16 protein-coding genes are annotated in these 15,787 nt (G+C 62.1%); 14 read left to right on the top strand and 2 right to left on the bottom strand.

The window, feature by feature from the left end; translation table 11 throughout:
- Positions 1-56: 56 nt before the first annotated feature.
- Complete coding sequence (gene miaA, locus F3W81_RS05270) at positions 57-932, bottom strand: tRNA (adenosine(37)-N6)-dimethylallyltransferase MiaA (protein ID WP_226941956.1); 876 nt, start codon at positions 930-932, stop codon at positions 57-59.
- Between the two features lie 110 nt (positions 933-1,042).
- Here miaA and pyrH point away from each other — a divergent pair, with 110 nt between their 5' ends.
- From pyrH to lpxB, 12 genes are all read left to right on the top strand, one after another.
- A complete protein-coding gene (gene pyrH, locus F3W81_RS05265; RefSeq protein ID WP_193082598.1) occupies positions 1,043-1,771 on the top strand; it encodes a UMP kinase in 729 nt (242 codons plus the stop codon).
- A gap of 163 nt (positions 1,772-1,934) precedes the next feature.
- Positions 1,935-2,498 carry a ribosome recycling factor gene (frr, locus tag F3W81_RS05260; protein ID WP_193082597.1) on the top strand — a complete coding sequence of 188 codons (564 nt, stop codon included), beginning with the start codon at positions 1,935-1,937 and terminating at the stop codon, positions 2,496-2,498.
- A gap of 64 nt (positions 2,499-2,562) precedes the next feature.
- Positions 2,563-3,294, top strand: a complete 732-nt coding sequence (uppS, locus tag F3W81_RS05255) for a polyprenyl diphosphate synthase (RefSeq protein ID WP_193082596.1) — start codon at positions 2,563-2,565, stop codon at positions 3,292-3,294.
- A 17-nt stretch (positions 3,295-3,311) separates the two neighbouring features.
- Positions 3,312-4,100: a phosphatidate cytidylyltransferase gene (locus tag F3W81_RS05250; protein WP_193082595.1), complete on the top strand. Its 789-nt coding sequence runs from the start codon at positions 3,312-3,314 to the stop codon at positions 4,098-4,100.
- Between the two features lie 3 nt (positions 4,101-4,103).
- Positions 4,104-5,288 carry a 1-deoxy-D-xylulose-5-phosphate reductoisomerase gene (dxr, locus tag F3W81_RS05245; RefSeq protein WP_193082594.1) on the top strand — a complete coding sequence of 395 codons (1,185 nt, stop codon included), beginning with the start codon at positions 4,104-4,106 and terminating at the stop codon, positions 5,286-5,288.
- Entirely contained in the window at positions 5,288-6,649 is a 1,362-nt protein-coding gene (rseP, locus tag F3W81_RS05240; RefSeq protein ID WP_193082593.1) for an RIP metalloprotease RseP, read from the top strand. The genes dxr and rseP overlap by 1 nt, the downstream gene beginning before the upstream one ends.
- Before the next feature lie 211 nt (positions 6,650-6,860).
- Complete coding sequence (gene bamA / locus F3W81_RS05235) at positions 6,861-9,218, top strand: outer membrane protein assembly factor BamA (protein WP_193082592.1); 2,358 nt, start codon at positions 6,861-6,863, stop codon at positions 9,216-9,218.
- A gap of 9 nt (positions 9,219-9,227) precedes the next feature.
- Positions 9,228-9,896: an OmpH family outer membrane protein gene (locus F3W81_RS05230; RefSeq protein WP_226941866.1), complete on the top strand. Its 669-nt coding sequence runs from the start codon at positions 9,228-9,230 to the stop codon at positions 9,894-9,896.
- Positions 9,897-10,021: 125 nt separating this feature from the next.
- A complete protein-coding gene (gene fabZ, locus F3W81_RS05225) occupies positions 10,022-10,489 on the top strand; it encodes a 3-hydroxyacyl-ACP dehydratase FabZ (RefSeq protein ID WP_193082591.1) in 468 nt (155 codons plus the stop codon).
- Positions 10,490-10,493: 4 nt separating this feature from the next.
- Positions 10,494-11,297, top strand: coding sequence for an acyl-ACP--UDP-N-acetylglucosamine O-acyltransferase (gene lpxA / locus F3W81_RS05220; protein WP_193082590.1), 804 nt, complete (start codon positions 10,494-10,496; stop codon positions 11,295-11,297).
- 12 nt (positions 11,298-11,309) lie between these two features.
- Complete coding sequence (locus F3W81_RS05215) at positions 11,310-12,176, top strand: LpxI family protein (protein ID WP_193082589.1); 867 nt, start codon at positions 11,310-11,312, stop codon at positions 12,174-12,176.
- On the top strand, positions 12,176-13,327 hold the full coding sequence (gene lpxB / locus F3W81_RS05210; RefSeq protein ID WP_193082588.1) for a lipid-A-disaccharide synthase: 1,152 nt from the start codon (positions 12,176-12,178) through the stop codon (positions 13,325-13,327). Before F3W81_RS05215 ends, lpxB begins: the two co-directional genes overlap by 1 nt.
- Here lpxB and mnmA read toward each other — a convergent pair.
- On the bottom strand, positions 13,324-14,466 hold the full coding sequence (gene mnmA, locus F3W81_RS05205) for a tRNA 2-thiouridine(34) synthase MnmA (protein WP_193082587.1): 1,143 nt from the start codon (positions 14,464-14,466) through the stop codon (positions 13,324-13,326). The genes lpxB and mnmA overlap by 4 nt on opposite strands.
- Before the next feature lie 138 nt (positions 14,467-14,604).
- Between mnmA and sciP the strand changes: the two genes are divergently transcribed.
- Positions 14,605-14,883, top strand: coding sequence for a CtrA inhibitor SciP (sciP, locus tag F3W81_RS05200; RefSeq protein ID WP_193082586.1), 279 nt, complete (start codon positions 14,605-14,607; stop codon positions 14,881-14,883).
- Between the two features lie 94 nt (positions 14,884-14,977).
- Positions 14,978-15,700: a response regulator transcription factor CtrA gene (gene ctrA, locus F3W81_RS05195; protein ID WP_193082585.1), complete on the top strand. Its 723-nt coding sequence runs from the start codon at positions 14,978-14,980 to the stop codon at positions 15,698-15,700.
- Positions 15,701-15,787: the final 87 nt, after the last annotated feature.

Below are 15,787 nucleotides of genomic sequence, written 5' to 3'. Positions count from 1 at the left end.
TCATGATTGAAATGCGACACGGCCTTCAAGCGCAAGTGCAAACCTGTGTCGCAGGCTCATCCCATCGCGATTGCGCGCCAGTGCGACATCCGGGCGCGAAACCACGTCCGCTGGCGCTTGGCAAACTGACGCGTCGCAATCACCGAGGCGTCGCGGGCCTGCGCCAGCGTCATCTCACCCCGCAGATGCGCAATCAGTTCCGGTGCGCCGATGGCCTTGTTCGAGGGCAGGCTGGCGTCCCAGTGGGGCAGGTTGGCGCGGGCTTCCTCCAGCGCGCCGCCCTCCATCATCAGATCAAATCGCTGCGCGATTCGCGGGCTCAGCCAGTCTTTCGGCGCCTCCAGCACCAGCCGCTCGGTTCTGCTGTCGGGCAACAGCGGGGCAGGGGTTGCGTCCTGCCAATCGGCAATGCCGCGTCCTGTGGCGCGCAGCACCTCCCAGGCGCGCTGCACGCGGGCGGGATTGGCCATGTCGATGCGGGCGGCGCTGGCGGGATCAACCTCGGCGCGCATCTGTGCAAGTGCCCCATCTTTACGCAACGCATCGCCCGCCGCGCGCACGTCCTGCGGAATCGCCGGGATCTCGGCCAGACCTTCGGTCAGAGCGCGGAAATAGAGGCCGGTTCCGCCGATGATGATCAGCCGATCAGGGCCGTTCAGCAGCGCCTCGACCTCGCGCAGCCATTCCCCGACACTGTAGCTGTGATCGCCCGCTACATGGCCGAACAGCCTGTGTGGCAAGGCCGCTTCATCCGCCAGACTGGGGCGCGCAGTCAGCACGCGCCAGTTGGCATAGACCTGTATCGCATCGGCATTGACGATGATCCCGCCGTCCTGTTCGGCGATCTGCATGGCGAGCGCGGATTTGCCCGATGCGGTCGGCCCGGCAATAAGTATCGGGCGCTCCACGGAAAGGCCCAAGGGCCGGTTGATCTGCAAAACGCTCGTTCTCCTCTCGGTCAGGCCATTTCGCGCATTGAACCTGACCGGCTTTTGCGACATTTTGCGCCCGATCCTATTACCCCGTCATGCAGGAGTGCAACATGCCCGAAAGTGTTCAGGAGCCCACTTACAAGCGGGTCATGCTGAAAATATCAGGCGAGGCCCTGATGGGCCCGCAGGGCTACGGTCTGCATCCCCCCACGGTTGAGCGTATCGCCAACGAAGTGAAGTCGGTGCGCGACATGGGTGTCGAGATCTGCATGGTGATCGGCGGCGGCAATATCTTCCGCGGTCTCGCAGGCTCCGCACAGGGCATGGAACGCACCACGGCGGATTACATGGGCATGCTGGCGACTGTGATGAACGCGCTGGCGATGCAATCCTCGCTTGAGGAAATCGGTGTCTTCACCCGTGTGATCAGCGCCATCCGCATGGATGAAGTGGCCGAGCCCTACATCCGCCGTCGCGCCGTGCGCCACCTTGAGAAAAAGCGCGTCTGCATCTTTGCGGCCGGCACCGGCAACCCGTATTTCACCACCGACACTGCCGCGACGCTGCGCGCCAACGAAATGGCCTGCGAAGCGATCTTCAAGGGCACCAAGGTCGATGGCGTCTACGACAAGGACCCGATGAAGCACGACGACGCGAAACGCTATGACACCGTGACCTACGACGAAGTGCTGGCCAAGCACCTCAATGTCATGGACGCCTCGGCGATCGCTCTGGCGCGCGACAACCGTAAACCTATCATCGTCTTTTCGCTGGACGAACCGGGTGGGTTCCGTGGCATCCTGTCGGGGCAGGGAACCTACACGAAGGTTCAGGATTAATCACATGATGGGCCAGCCGCTGTGGCTGGCCTTCCGCGCCTGGCCGCGCAAACGCGCTGTGAGCTGATGTTGGCGCACGCGCAAATTGCGGCCCGCAGACTATACAAACTCCGCCCGGTCGCGATATAGGTGCACCGGAAAAGACGACTTGAGGGAATGACAAATGGCTGATGATTTCGAGCTGGATACAGATGACCTGTCCCGTCGCATGGACGGTGCTATTGCCAGCCTCAGAACCGAATTCGCCTCGTTGCGGACGGGCCGGGCCTCTGGCTCGATGCTGGAACCGATCATGGTGGACGCTTATGGCAGCCCGACCCCGATCAACCAGGTCGGCACGGTCAACGTGCCGGAACCGCGGATGGTCACGATCAACGTCTGGGATAAAGGCCTTGTGAACAAGGTCGAGAAAGCCATCCGTGAAAGCGGCCTCGGGATCAACCCGCAGATGAACGGCACGATCATCATGCTGCCGATCCCCGAGCTGAACGAAGAGCGCCGCCGCGAGCTGACCAAGGTCGCCGCGCAATACGCCGAACATTGCCGCGTCTCGATCCGCAACCTGCGCCGTGATGGCATGGACCAGATCAAGAAGGCCAAGGCGGACAGCCTGTCCGAGGACGATCAGAAGTTTTGGGAACAGACCGTTCAGGATCTGACCAACAGCTATATTTCCAAGGTCGACGAGACGCTTGACACCAAGCAAGCTGAGATCATGCAAGTCTGAGACGGCACGCTGGTCCTCCTCTCATCCGCTGCATGAGGGGAGGTCGGCCTTGAAAGGAGTGCATATGGCGCAGGATGAAGCCTCCGTCGCCCCCTTGGGGCCGCGCCATGTCGCCATTATCATGGATGGCAATGGCCGCTGGGCCAAGATGCGTGGCCGTCCGCGCTTGTTCGGGCATCACGCCGGTGCGCGTCGCGTGCGCGAGATCGTCGAAGCCTGCCCGAGCCTTGGCGTCAAGTATCTGACGATCTTCGCTTTTTCGACCGAGAACTGGAAGCGTACCCAGATCGAGGTCGCGGGCCTGATGAGCCTGTTTCGCTCCTACATCCGCAGGGAAGCCCGCGCGCTGCGCGAACAGAACGTCTGCGTGCGCTTCATCGGCGACCGGCCGGGACTGGATCGCAAACTTCAGGCCCTGATGGACGAGCTTGAGGAAATGACGGCGGGCTGCACCGGGACCAACCTGACCATCGCCCTGAACTACGGTGGCCGTGACGAAGTCGCCCGCGCCACCAAGCGGCTGGCCGAAGATGTGGCGGCCGGGCGGCTCGACCCCAGTGCGATCGACGAAGAGACCTTGCCGAAATACCTCGACACCTGCGTGCTGCCCGATCCCGACTTGGTGATCCGCACCAGTGGCGAGGCCCGGATCTCGAACTTTCTGCTCTGGCAGTCTGCCTATGCGGAATATGAATTCACTGATACACTCTGGCCTGACTTTACCCCCGACGTGCTGGCGGGCCTTGTCGCCAGCTATGCCAGCCGTGACCGCCGTTTCGGTGGGGCAAAAGGCTAGGGGCGAAAGGCTCACGCATGACACAACGCAACTGGTCCGATCTCGCGCCGCGTATGGCGTCTGGTGTGGCGATGGTTCTGATCGGCCTGGCGCTGATCTGGGTCGGCGGCAACTGGTTCCGCATCTCTCTGGCGCTGATTTCCGGCGGCATGGTGTGGGAACTGGCGCGCATGATCGCGCCCGAAAACAAGATGATGCCGCTGCAGATGGGCGGTATTGCCGCGCTTTGTCTGGCGCTGGCGCTGTATCTGCCGGGCGGGCTGGCGCTACCATTCCTGCTCGCGCCCTCGATGGTCGGGATCTCTCTCGTGCCGCACCGGCGGACGATGTTCCTGACCTTCTGCGCGATGATCCTGTTGTCGGGCTACGGCATGGTGCGTCTGCGCGATGATCAGGGGATCATCTGGCTGGGTTGGCTGGTGGCGGTCGTCGTCGTGACCGACATCGCGGGCTATTTCGCAGGCCGCATGATCGGCGGGCCCAAGTTCTGGCCCCGCGTCAGCCCGAAAAAGACCTGGTCCGGCACGATTGCGGGCTGGATTGCTGCTGCCGTGGTCGGCATCATCTTCGGCATCTGGACCGGCGAAGGTATTCAGATGGCTGGCATTTCTGTCGCTCTCTCGATGGCGTCGCAAATGGGCGACATGGCCGAAAGCGCCGCCAAGCGCCGCGTTGGGGTCAAGGACAGCTCGAACCTGATCCCCGGGCACGGCGGTTTGCTGGACCGCTTTGACGGGATGCTCGGCGCCTCGCTGATGCTGCTGATCACCGGACCCTGGACGGGGCTGTTCTTCATCGTAGGATAACACATGCGACGCATTTCGATTCTCGGGGCCACCGGGTCTATCGGGCAGAGCACAATCGACCTCATTGCCCGCCGCCCCGACGCCTTTGCGGTCGAGGCGCTGACCGGCGGGCACAACATCGCCCAGCTGGCCCGCGATGCCATCGCTCTGAACGCCCGCATGGCCGTCACCGCCCATGAGGATCGTCTGTCCGATCTGCGCGAGGCCCTGTCTGGCAGCGGGATCGAGGTTGCAGCGGGCACGCAGGCCATCCATGACGCAGGGGCACGCCCGGCCGATCTGGTGATGTCGGCGATTGTCGGGGCTGCGGGCCTTGCGCCCGGCCTTGCCGCGTTGAAAAATGGCGGCACTCTGGCTCTGGCCAACAAGGAGAGCCTGGTCTGCGCCGGCCCGCTGGTCATGGCCGAGGCCGCGCGTCATGACGCTACTTTGCTGCCCGTCGACAGCGAACATTCCGCCGTCTTTCAGGCGCTTCAGGGCGACTCCATCGACAGTGTCGAACGTGTCATCCTGACCGCCTCGGGGGGGGCATTCCGCGACTGGCCGATCGAGAAACTGGCGCAGGCGACCCCCGAGCAGGCCGCCACGCATCCCAACTGGGACATGGGTCAGCGCATCACCATCGACAGCGCCTCCATGTTTAACAAAGCGCTGGAAGTCATTGAGGCCAAAGAGTTCTTCGGTCTTCGACCGGATCAGATCGAGGTCCTCATTCATCCCGAAAGCCTGGTGCACGCCTTGGTCGGCCATGTCGACGGCGGCATCCTGGCGCATCTCGGGGCGCCGGATATGCGCCATGCCATCGGCTATGCGCTGAACTGGCCCGAGCGTGTCACGCTGCCCGTCGAACGCCTCGACCTTGCCCGTGTTGCCAGCCTGACCTTCCGTGCGCCTGAACCGGGCCGCTATCCGGCGCTCGCCATTGCGCAGCGGGTGATGCAGAGGGGCGGCATGTCCGGCGCGGCGATGAACGCCGCCAAAGAGGTGGCCCTCGACGCTTTCATCGACCGGCGCATCGGTTTCATGGACATGGCGACCCTCGTCTCGCGCGTTCTTGATCGCCTTGACGGCGACGCGACCTTGATCGACGCCAGTTTCACCCTTGATAACGTCATGGCGGTAGACCACATGGCCCGGATATATGCCGCCGAAGGCCTGTCCAACACTGCCAATGCAGGGATGAATTGATGACTTTTTTGCCAGAGTTCGGCAGCACGCTCTATACCTTACTGGCCTTCGTGGTCGCGCTTTCGGTCATCGTGGCCATCCATGAATACGGTCACTACATCATCGGCCGCGTCTCTGGCATCAAGGCCGAGGTGTTTTCGCTCGGCTTCGGCCCGGTGCTGTTTTCGCGCGTCGACAAGCATGGCACCCGCTGGCAGTTCGCGGCGCTTCCCTTTGGCGGCTATGTGAAATTCCTCGGCGACGCCGATCCGGCTTCGGCGGGCAGTGACGGCGACGCGATCCGCGCGATGAGCGCGAAAGATCGCCGCGCCACGATGCAGGGTGCCCCGCTCTGGGCGCGCGCTGCGACCGTCGCCGCCGGCCCGGTGTTCAACTTCATCCTCTCGACGGTGCTTTTCGCGGTCTTGTTGTTCGCCCGTGGCGACGTGGCCGAGCCGATGACCGTCGGTGCGATGCGCCCTCTTCCGGCCGTCGCCGGTGCGCCGCAACAACCCGATCTGCGGGCCGGAGACGAGATCCGCGCCATTGGCGGCGTCGCCGTGCCCGCGTTCAGCGATTCCGCTGCCATGGCACAGTTTGGCGACAGCCTGCCGAAGGCGCCGGTGATCGACTATGATATCGCCCGCGACGGTCAGACGATGACAGTGCCGGGGCCCTATCCTTATCCGCCCGTGATCACTCAACTGTCGCCGAACTCGGCCGCCTATGACATCGGGCTTGAGAATGGTGATGTGATCACAGCGATCGACGGTGCGCCGATCTTTTCGTTCGAGCAGCTCAAGACCAGCGTCGAGGCCTCCAGCGGCGCGCCGCTTCTGCTGGATGTCTGGCGTCCCGAAACGGACGAGGCGCTGAAATTCGCCCTGACCCCGCGTCGTGTGGACGAGCCGAATCCCGCAGGCGGTTTCCGCACGGAATGGCGGATCGGCATCGCCGGTGGCATGGCGTTTGAGCTGGCCACCACCCGCGTCGGCGTGTTCGAGAGCATTCAGGGCGGTCTGATCCAGACCTGGCAGGTCATCCTCAGTTCGCTCTCGGGGCTCTACCATATTGCCACGGGGGCGATTTCGTCCTGCAACATGACCGGCCCGATCGGGATCGCCAAGACCTCTGGCGCGATGGCCAGCCAGGGTGTGGTCAGCTTCGTCTGGTTCGTCGCCGCGCTGTCGACGGGCGTGGGCCTGCTGAACCTGTTCCCGGTGCCCGTGCTGGATGGCGGGCATCTGGTGTTTCACGCCTATGAGGCCGTCACGGGCCGTCCGCCTTCGGATCGCGCGCTGCGGGTGTTGATGTTCGCCGGGCTGACGATTGTGCTCGGGGTGATGCTCTTTGCGCTGACAAATGATGTCTTCTGTCCCTGAGGGGGCAGAAGGCCTCTGACACAGGGCGCAGTCATGGCCATCGGCGGATTTTCACCTCTCTTGTGACGTGAGAGCCGCATTTCCCGCTGGAAACTACATCGGCCATGCTCACGCGTGCGACCCACAACCGATTGGGCACTTTGGCGTTTTGACAACTGGTTTCATTCCCGTTACTCACGTCGTGAATAGGATGTCTGAGTGGGTCTGGCGCATGAACAAGTACTTTAAAATCGGGGCTGCCAGCGTGGATCGCACCCGCACTGTCTTGGGATCTTCGATCCTTAGCGGTTTCGTTTTGCTTTCAGGCGCTTACGCGGTTTATCCGACGTTTGCCGCAGCGCAGACCTACAGCTTCAACTCTGTCACGGTTCAGGGCAACGAACGGATCCCGACCGGTACGATCCTGTCCTACGCGGGAATCGCAAAGGGCGCGGCCACCGACGCCGGCACGCTGAACGAAGCCTACCAGCGCATCGTCGCCTCCGGCCTGTTTGAAACGGTCGAACTGACGCCGAACGGCGGCAATCTCGTCATCAAGGTGACCGAGTTCCCGACGATCAACGTCGTCAACTTCGAGGGCAACAAGCGCATCAAGGACGAGGTCCTGACCAAGCTGGTCAAGTCGACCTCGCGCCAGGTCTTCTCGCCCGCGCAGGCCGAAGCCGACGCGGCGCTGATCTCCGAGGCTTATTCCGCGCAGGGCCGTCTGGCGGCGCGCGTGACACCCCGTATCATCCGCCGCTCCGACAACCGTGTCGATCTGGTCTTTGAAGTGTTCGAGGGTGGCGTCACAGAGGTTGAGCGGATCTCCTTCGTTGGCAACACCAACTACTCCGACCGTCGACTGCGTCAGGTTCTGCAAAGCAAGCAGGCCGGTTTGCTGCGCGTGCTGTTCAAGAACGATACCTTCGTGGCCGACCGGGTCGAATTCGACAAGCAGGTGCTGAAGGACTTCTACCAGTCCCGCGGCTATGTCGATTTCCGCATCACCGGCGTCAACGCCGAGCTGTCGCAGGAACGCGATGGCTACCTCGTGACCTTCAATGTGCAGGAGGGCCAGCAGTTCCACCTCGGCAAGGTCACGACGACCAGCCAGTATGAGGGTGTCGACAGTGCCGTCTACAATGACGCACTCAACATCAAGCCGGGGCAGGTCTATTCCCCCAGCCTGATCGAAAATTCCATTGCCCGGATCGAACGTCTGGCCATCCGCAATGGCCTCGACTTCCTGCGGGTCGAGCCGCGCGTCACCCGCAATGACCGCGACATGACGCTGGACATTGATTTCGTGCTGACCCGTGGCCCGCGCATTTTCGTCGAACGCATCGACATCGAGGGCAACACGACCACCCTGGATCGCGTCATCCGCGCCGAGTTCAACAGCGTTGAGGGCGACCCCTTCAACCCCCGTGAGATCCGCGAAGCCGCTGAGCGCATCCGTGCGCTCGGGTTTTTCACCGATGCGCAGGTCAATGCCCGCGAAGGCTCGTCCTCGGATCAGGTGATCGTCGACGTCAACGTCGATGAAACAACCACCGGTTCGCTGTCCTTCGGCGGCACCTATTCGTCGACCGACGGCTTCGGGCTGGCGATCAGCTTCAAGGAAAACAACTTCCTTGGGCGGGGTCAGGCCGTTGCCGTGACCGTTTCTGGCGCCTCCTCCGACCGCGTCTACAGCCTGCGTTTTGCCGAACCGCACTTCCTTGGTCGTGACCTCAAGTTCGACATCAACGGCAGCTATGAAGAAACCGAATCCGATTACGCATCCTATGATACCAAGCAGGGCCTGATCTCGACCGGTTTGACCTTCCCAGCGGGCGAAAAGTCGACGCTGAACTTCAACTACGCCATCAAAGGCACTGATATCAGTGCGAATACCGGCTCCTCCGGCAGCAAGGTCGGCCCGCTGTTGCAGGCCGAATCTGATCTGCCTGTGCAGTACACCTCGTCCCTGGGCTACAAATACAGCTACGACACGCGCGTCTCGGGCCTGAACCCGAATGCCGGTGTGTTGCTGGAATTCAGCCAGGACTTTGCCGGTGTCGGTGGCGATATGGAATATATTCGCAGCATGGCCCGCGCCGTGGCGCAGAAGAAAGTCTTCAACGAAGAGGTCACCCTGCGCGCCAGCCTGCGTGGCGGTGCCATCCAGTCCATCGGCTCGTCCTCTTCCATGGTCACCGATCGCTTCCTGATCGGCAGCAACTACATGCGCGGCTTCTCTCCCAACGGTGTCGGCCCGCGGGAATATCAGGCAGGCTCCTACAACGATGCGCTTGGCGGTACGGCCTTTGCCGTCGCCCAGTTCGACATGGAGTTCCCGCTTGGCCTGCCCGAAGAATATGGCATCAGCGGCGGCGTGTTCTATGACATCGGCAGCTCCTGGGGCCTGGATAACAGCTCCTCCAACGTGCTGTACGAGGACGGCCCGATCCGTCAGGTCATCGGTCTGTCGGTCTTCTGGGATACGCCGATCGGTCCGCTGCGGTTCAACTGGTCCAAGGCTCTGCAGAAAGAGACCTTTGACCGCGAGCAGAGCTTCGACCTCTCCATCCGCACCGATTTCTAGGGGCAGGGGATGCGCATCACAGGGCTGCTGAGCGTCGTCTTTGCCGCCTGGCTTTCCCTGTGTCCCGGGCTGGCCAGCGCGCAGCAGTTCAGTGGCTTGCCCCGCTCGCCCATTCTGACCGTCGACAGCGAACGCCTGTTCGCAGACAGTCGCTATGGTGCCAGTCTGGCCAGCAAGATCGAGGCACAGGCGGCGGAAATCGCCGCCGACAACCGCCGCATCGAAGGCGAGCTCGCGGATGAGGAGCGCCGCCTGACCGATCTGCGCCCCAAGACCGAGCCCGAAAAATTCCGCGCCATGGCCGAGGCCTTCGACGACAAGGTCACCGATATCCGTCGTGAGCGTGAGGAAATGACCAAAACCCTCGGGCAGGACAGCGACGCCGCACGCCGCGCTTTCCTCAAGGCGGCCGAGCCTGTGCTGAATGCGCTGATGCAGGAGGCAGGGGCCGCCGTCATCCTCGAACATCGCAACATCTTCGTGTCGCGCGATATCGTCGATATCACCGATGAAGCGATCGAGCGTATCGACGCGGCTTTGCTCGACGACGCGACGCCCACACCCGACGACATGCCCGCCACAGACAGCCCCACCGACAGCCCAACCGACAGCGCCCCCAAGGTGCAGCCGGTGTTGCCAGCCGTGCCCGTCATGCCTGCCAAGCCGTCGGCCGACTGATTTCAACCGGCCACACTCTGGCCGCCTCAGCGCGAGTGCGCTTGCCGCACGGCGGCTGACTTGTTAGGGACACTTCAGACCAGAAGGGCAGACAGACCCTTCCTTGCGCACGAGGATAGACCAGCATGACCGAGACGCTCCAAAGCGCCGATATCAATCGCATCACTCGCATCATTCCCCATCGCTATCCGTTTCTTCTGGTGGACAAGGTGGTCGAGATCGACGGCACCAAATCCGCGCTCGGCATCAAGAACGTCACGATGAACGAGCCGCATTTTCAGGGCCACTTCCCCGCAAAGCCGATCATGCCCGGCGTCACCATCATCGAGGCAATGGCCCAGACCGCAGCCGTGATGGTCGGCGCGACCCTTGGCTTTGAAGACAAGAACATCCTGATCTATTTCATGTCGATCGAGAAAAGCAAATTCCGCCGTATGGTCGTGCCCGGTGACGTGCTGGAAATGCGGGTGGAAACCCTGCGCGGCAAGCCCGGCGGCAAGGTCTGGAAATTCAGCGGCGTCGCGACGGTCGACGGAGAGCTGGCCTGTGAAAGCGAATTCATGGCCATGATCGACCAACCGGCTGAGGGCTGAGGGCATGGCGATCAGTCACGAAGCCCTCGTTCACCCCATGGCTCTGGTCGAAGACGGCGCGACCATCGGCGCAGGTGCCAGGATCGGCCCCTTCTGCCACGTCGGCGCCGAGGTCACCATTGGTGCCAATGTCGAACTGATGAGCCATGTGGTGGTGCAGGGCATCACCGAGATCGGTGCCGACACCCTGATCCATCCCTTCGCGGTGATCGGTGGCATCCCCCAGGACCTCAAGTTCAACGGCGAGAAAACCCGTCTGGTTGTCGGTGCACGCAATCGCATCCGTGAACACGTCACCATGAATGCCGGCACCGAAGGCGGTGGCGGTGTGACCCGCGTCGGCGACGATGGTCTGTTCATGGCAGGCTGTCACGTCGCCCATGACTGTCAGGTTGGCAGCAAGGTCATCATCGTCAACAACGCGGCCCTCGCGGGGCATTGCGTGATCGAGGATGACGTGATCATCGGTGGCCTTTCGGGCGTGCACCAGTGGGTGCGCATCGGGCGCGGTGCCATCATCGGCGCGGTGACCATGGTGACCCACGACGTGATCCCCTACGGCCTCGTGCAGGCGGAACGCGGCAAGCTGGACGGGCTGAACCTCGTCGGACTGAAGCGCCGTGGCGTGGCACGCTCGGATATCACGGCTCTGCGCGCCGCCTTTCAGATGCTGGCACAGGGCGAGGGCGCCTTTCAGGACCGCGCCCGCCGTCTGGGCGAGGAAACCGAAAGCGACTACGTGCGCCAGATCGTCGATTTCGTGCTCGCAGGCAGTGACCGGTCTTTCCTGACCCCCGGCAAGCAATAGGTCGCGCGCGCCATGTCGTGGTTGTCGAGGCGCAAGACAAACTCTGCCCTCAGTCCCGTGTCGGCGGGGGGGCAGGGCCGTCTCGGAATCATCGCGGGCAGCGGCACTTTACCGGTCCTGCTGGCCGAAGCTTATCCCGACGCATATTGCCTGTCGTTTGAGGGAACGGACTGTTCACTTACCGACGCAATACTGACGCGATACCGATACGAAAAACTGGGCTCTGTCTTCACCGCTTTGCGGGCCGAAGGCGTCACCCGCATCGTCATGGCCGGTGCGACGACGCGCCCCGTTCTCGACATGAAACAGCTCGATCTGACCGTGATGGCTCTGGCGCCGCGCATCCTCAAAGCCATGAGCAGTGGGCGCGATGACGCGCTGTTGCGGCTGGTGATTTCGGTGTTTGAGGAGCAGGGATTTGCCGTCGTCGGGGCCCATGATCTGCTGCCCGATCTGACCGCGCAAGCCGGCGTTCTGAGCGGTGTGGCCCTGTCGAAACACGCCCGCGCTGACAGCGATCGCGGGCGCGAAATCCTCGATGGTCTGGCACCTCTGGACGTCTCGCAGGCCTGCGTCGTGGCGGGGGGCATGTGCCTCGGGATTGAGACAATCCAGGGCACGGATGCCATGTTGCGATTTGCCGCATCGACGCCGGACCGCCTGCGCCGCGGCAAGGGTGTGCTCTGTAAGTTCCCGAAATCAGGGCAGGATTTGCGCGTCGATATGCCCGCCATCGGCCCCGAAACCCTGCGCCGCGCGGCTGAGGCCGGGCTGGAAGGCATCGTCATTGCCGCCGGTCGTGTGCTGCTGATCGAGCGGAAAACCCTGCTGTCCCTGTCCGCCGAACTCGGCGTCTCAATCATCGCGGTGGAGGTCTGATGCGTATATTCGTGATCGCCGGAGAGCCCTCTGGCGACTCCCTTGGCGCGGCTGTCATGGCCGGGCTCAAGAGCCTCGTTCCCGACATCCGTTTCGACGGTGTCGGCGGTGCAAAGATGCAGGCCGAAGGCCTCTCCAGCCGCTTTCCCATGGACGAGCTGTCGGTCATGGGGTTGGCCGAAATCGCGCCGAAGTATTTCCACCTCAAGCGCCGGATCCGTGAATGCGCCGAGGCCGTTCTGGCCGATCCGCCTGATCTTCTGCTGACCATCGACAGCCCCGATTTCTGCCTGCGCGTTGCCCGTCTGGTCAAGGAAAAGTCCGACATCCGGACCGTTCATTACGTCGCCCCGACCGTTTGGGCCTGGCGTCCGAAACGCGCTGTCAAGATGGCTCAGGTGATCAATCAGGTGCTCGCCCTGTTCCCGTTTGAGCCGCCCTATATGCAGCGCGCCGGGATGGAGTGCGATTTTGTCGGGCACCCGGTCGTCAACGAACCCATTGCAACACAACAGGAAACCGCGGCGTTCCGCGAACGACACGGCATCGGCGATGCGCCCTTGCTGCTGGTCCTGCCGGGCTCGCGCCGGGGCGAAGTGTCAAAGCTTGGCCCTGTCTTTGCGGATGTTCTGGCGCGGGCAAAAGCCACCCATCCCGAGCTTCGGATGGTCTTGCCCGCAGCAGATCACGTCGTCGCAACGGTGCAGGAGATGGTCGCTGGTTGGCCCGTCGCGCCGATCGTTCTCGACCCGCGCGGCATTCATCCCAGCACCTTCGCGGCTGAAAAGCGCGCGGCTTTCGGTGCGGCAAATCTGGCGCTTGCGGCCTCGGGCACGGTCTCGCTGGAGCTTGCCGCTTCGGCCACGCCAATGGTCATCGCCTACGACATGCACTGGCTGTCGCGCCGTATCATCAAGCGGATGCTACTGACTGACACCGTGACTCTGGTGAGCCTCGTGTCGGAAACCCGCATCATCCCTGAATTCATTGCACAAGATTGCCGGGCTGAGCTGATTGCTCCCGCGGTTTCTCAGGTGCTGGAAACCCCGCAGGCGCAACTGAACGCCATGGCGCTGACGATGCAGCGCCTTGGCAAGGGCGGAGAGGCGCCGGGCCTGCGTGCGGCCCGGGCCATTCTGGCGCGGCTCTAGCCGCGCCAGATCCAACCGCCGCCCAAGATGCGGCTGCCACCCGTCTCATAGAACACGCAGGCCTGACCGGGCGAGACACCCTCTTCGGGCGTCAACAGCTCCACTTCCGCCTCAGTCGCCGAGATCGGGCGCAGGATCGCTTCGCGCGGCGGACGGGTGGAGCGGACCTTGACGGAGATCTCGTAGCTCTCCTGATCCATCAGACTGCCGTCGCCGAGCCAGTTGATCTCACGCACCGGAATGATCCGTGTGGAGAGCAACTCTTTCGGGCCGACGATCACCTTGCGGTTGTCGACGTCCAGTTTCACCACATAGAGCGGATCTGCCAGCCCGCCGATGCCAAGGCCACGTCGCTGACCGATCGTATAATGGATGACGCCATTGTGCGTCCCCAGAACGTTGCCCTCCATATCCACGATGTCACCGGCTTCGGCCGCACCGGGGCGCAGTTTTTCGATGACGCTGGCGTAGTCGCCATTGGGCACGAAGCAGATGTCCTGGCTGTCGGGCTTGTCGGCCACTGCAAGGCCGTATTGCGCTGCAAGCGCACGTGTTTCCGCCTTGGAGGCCAGGTGACCCAAAGGAAATCGCAAAAATTCTAACTGTTCTGGTGTCGTGGAGAACAGAAAATAGCTCTGATCGCGATTCGCGTCCTCTGCACTGTGCAGCTCCGCTCCGTTCGCGCCCATCTTGCGCTGGATGTAGTGGCCGGTCGCCATGCAGTCGGCGTCGAGATCCTTGGCGGTTTGCAGCAGATCCTTGAATTTCACGCGCTCGTTGCACCGGATGCAGGGCACGGGGGTCGCGCCCGCGAGGTAGCTGTCGGCGAATTCATCAATCACGGCGTCTTTGAAAATGTTCTCGTAATCAAGGACATAGTGAGGAAAACCCATCTCCTCGGCGACGCGACGGGCGTCGTGTATGTCCAGGCCGGCGCAGCAGGCACCCTTCTTGGCCAAGGCTGCGCCGTGGTCATAGAGCTGCAGCGTCACGCCGACGACATCGTAGCCTTCTTCCGCCAGTTTGGCCGCCACGACGGAACTGTCGACGCCGCCGGACATGGCAACGACCACGCGCGTCTGCTGCGGGGGCTTGGGAAATCCCAAGGAATTCAGTCTGGTGTCAGCGTCCAAGGCCATGATTGCTCCTGATCTGCCCCGTTTGGGGGTGCAAGACCAAGTGAATATAGGAAAATGCGAGATACTCTCAACCCGCTGTTTCACCCTGCGTTAAATCCCAAGCCCAAAGATGCTCGTGAGTGAACGAGGATCAGAGCGATGTATCTGAAAAAAGTACAGGGGCCGCGGGCGATAACCTTGCCTGATGGTCGCGTCATGACGCGGGCAGATCTGCCTCCGCCAGAGACCCGACGCTGGGTGGCGTCACGCAAGGCGGCGGTCGTGCGCGGCGTCGTGCATGGTCTGATCACGCAGGACGAAGCCTTGGAAAGATATGAAATTTCTGCCGAAGAGTTTCTGGAGTGGGTCAGCGCCGTCGCCAATCATGGGGAAGAAGCGTTGAAAACCACGGCTCTGCAAAAGTTCCGTCAACCTTAAGTTGTTGCTGAAAAGCGTCATATGCGGTAACTTAAGATTAACCAAATGGCGTCAGGGTCGAGAGCGTCAAGGGGATAAACGGAGAAAACTCGGTATGCGTGTGCTTTTGGTTGAAGATGATCCGACGACGTCGAAGAGTATCGAGTTGATGCTGACCCATGCAAATCTCAATGTCTATACAACGGACTTGGGCGAAGAAGGGATCGATCTGGCGAAGCTTTATGATTACGATCTGATCCTGTTGGATCTGGGCTTGCCCGACATGAACGGACACGAGGTTCTGCGGCAATTGCGTCTGGCGCGTATCGAAACGCCGATCCTTATCCTGTCTGGCGCCGACGACACCGAAAACAAGCTGAAAGGCTTTGGATTCGGCGCCGATGACTACCTTACAAAACCCTTCCACCGGGAGGAACTGGTGGCGCGCATTCACGCGATCATCCGTCGCTCCAAGGGACATTCCCAATCTGTCATCAGTACTGGGCGGATCGAGGTCAATCTGGATGCCAAGACGGTCGAGGCCGACGGTAAGCCAGTGCATCTGACCGGCAAGGAATACCAGATGCTTGAGCTCCTCAGTCTGCGCAAGGGGACCACGCTGACCAAGGAAATGTTTTTGAACCATCTCTACGGTGGCATGGACGAACCTGAGCTGAAGATCATTGACGTATTTATCTGCAAACTTCGCAAGAAGCTCTCCACCGCGACGGAAGGCGACAATTACATAGAGACGGTCTGGGGCCGAGGATATGTGCTACGTGATCCTGAACCCGGTCGCATGGATCAAAAGCGTATGGCGCTCGGCGCCGCGAGCTGACGAACTGTCCCGGGAAATCGGTCTCTCCCGACCACCACTCACGACTGGACCTTGCACCAGACGCCCCCTATCACTTCCGGAAACGGC

Origin of the sequence: Pseudooceanicola spongiae (assembly GCF_014899185.1) — a bacterium.
In the GTDB taxonomy this organism is placed as follows: Bacteria; Pseudomonadota; Alphaproteobacteria; order Rhodobacterales; family Rhodobacteraceae; genus Pseudooceanicola; species Pseudooceanicola spongiae.
The sequence above is the reverse complement of the archived record's forward strand: the minus strand, read 5'-3'. Positions and strand labels throughout refer to the sequence as shown.

Coding starts and splice junctions, on each gene's coding strand:
- pyrH (WP_193082598.1), top strand. CDS start 1,043: ATGCCCGAAAGTGTTCAGGAGCCCACTTACAAGCGGGTCATGCTGAAA.
- frr (WP_193082597.1), top strand. CDS start 1,935: ATGGCTGATGATTTCGAGCTGGATACAGATGACCTGTCCCGTCGCATG.
- uppS (WP_193082596.1), top strand. CDS start 2,563: ATGGCGCAGGATGAAGCCTCCGTCGCCCCCTTGGGGCCGCGCCATGTC.
- F3W81_RS05250 (WP_193082595.1), top strand. CDS start 3,312: ATGACACAACGCAACTGGTCCGATCTCGCGCCGCGTATGGCGTCTGGT.
- dxr (WP_193082594.1), top strand. CDS start 4,104: ATGCGACGCATTTCGATTCTCGGGGCCACCGGGTCTATCGGGCAGAGC.
- rseP (WP_193082593.1), top strand. CDS start 5,288: ATGACTTTTTTGCCAGAGTTCGGCAGCACGCTCTATACCTTACTGGCC.
- bamA (WP_193082592.1), top strand. CDS start 6,861: ATGAACAAGTACTTTAAAATCGGGGCTGCCAGCGTGGATCGCACCCGC.
- F3W81_RS05230 (WP_226941866.1), top strand. CDS start 9,228: ATGCGCATCACAGGGCTGCTGAGCGTCGTCTTTGCCGCCTGGCTTTCC.
- fabZ (WP_193082591.1), top strand. CDS start 10,022: ATGACCGAGACGCTCCAAAGCGCCGATATCAATCGCATCACTCGCATC.
- lpxA (WP_193082590.1), top strand. CDS start 10,494: ATGGCGATCAGTCACGAAGCCCTCGTTCACCCCATGGCTCTGGTCGAA.
- F3W81_RS05215 (WP_193082589.1), top strand. CDS start 11,310: ATGTCGTGGTTGTCGAGGCGCAAGACAAACTCTGCCCTCAGTCCCGTG.
- lpxB (WP_193082588.1), top strand. CDS start 12,176: ATGCGTATATTCGTGATCGCCGGAGAGCCCTCTGGCGACTCCCTTGGC.
- mnmA (WP_193082587.1), bottom strand. CDS start 14,466: ATGGCCTTGGACGCTGACACCAGACTGAATTCCTTGGGATTTCCCAAG.
- sciP (WP_193082586.1), top strand. CDS start 14,605: ATGTATCTGAAAAAAGTACAGGGGCCGCGGGCGATAACCTTGCCTGAT.
- ctrA (WP_193082585.1), top strand. CDS start 14,978: ATGCGTGTGCTTTTGGTTGAAGATGATCCGACGACGTCGAAGAGTATC.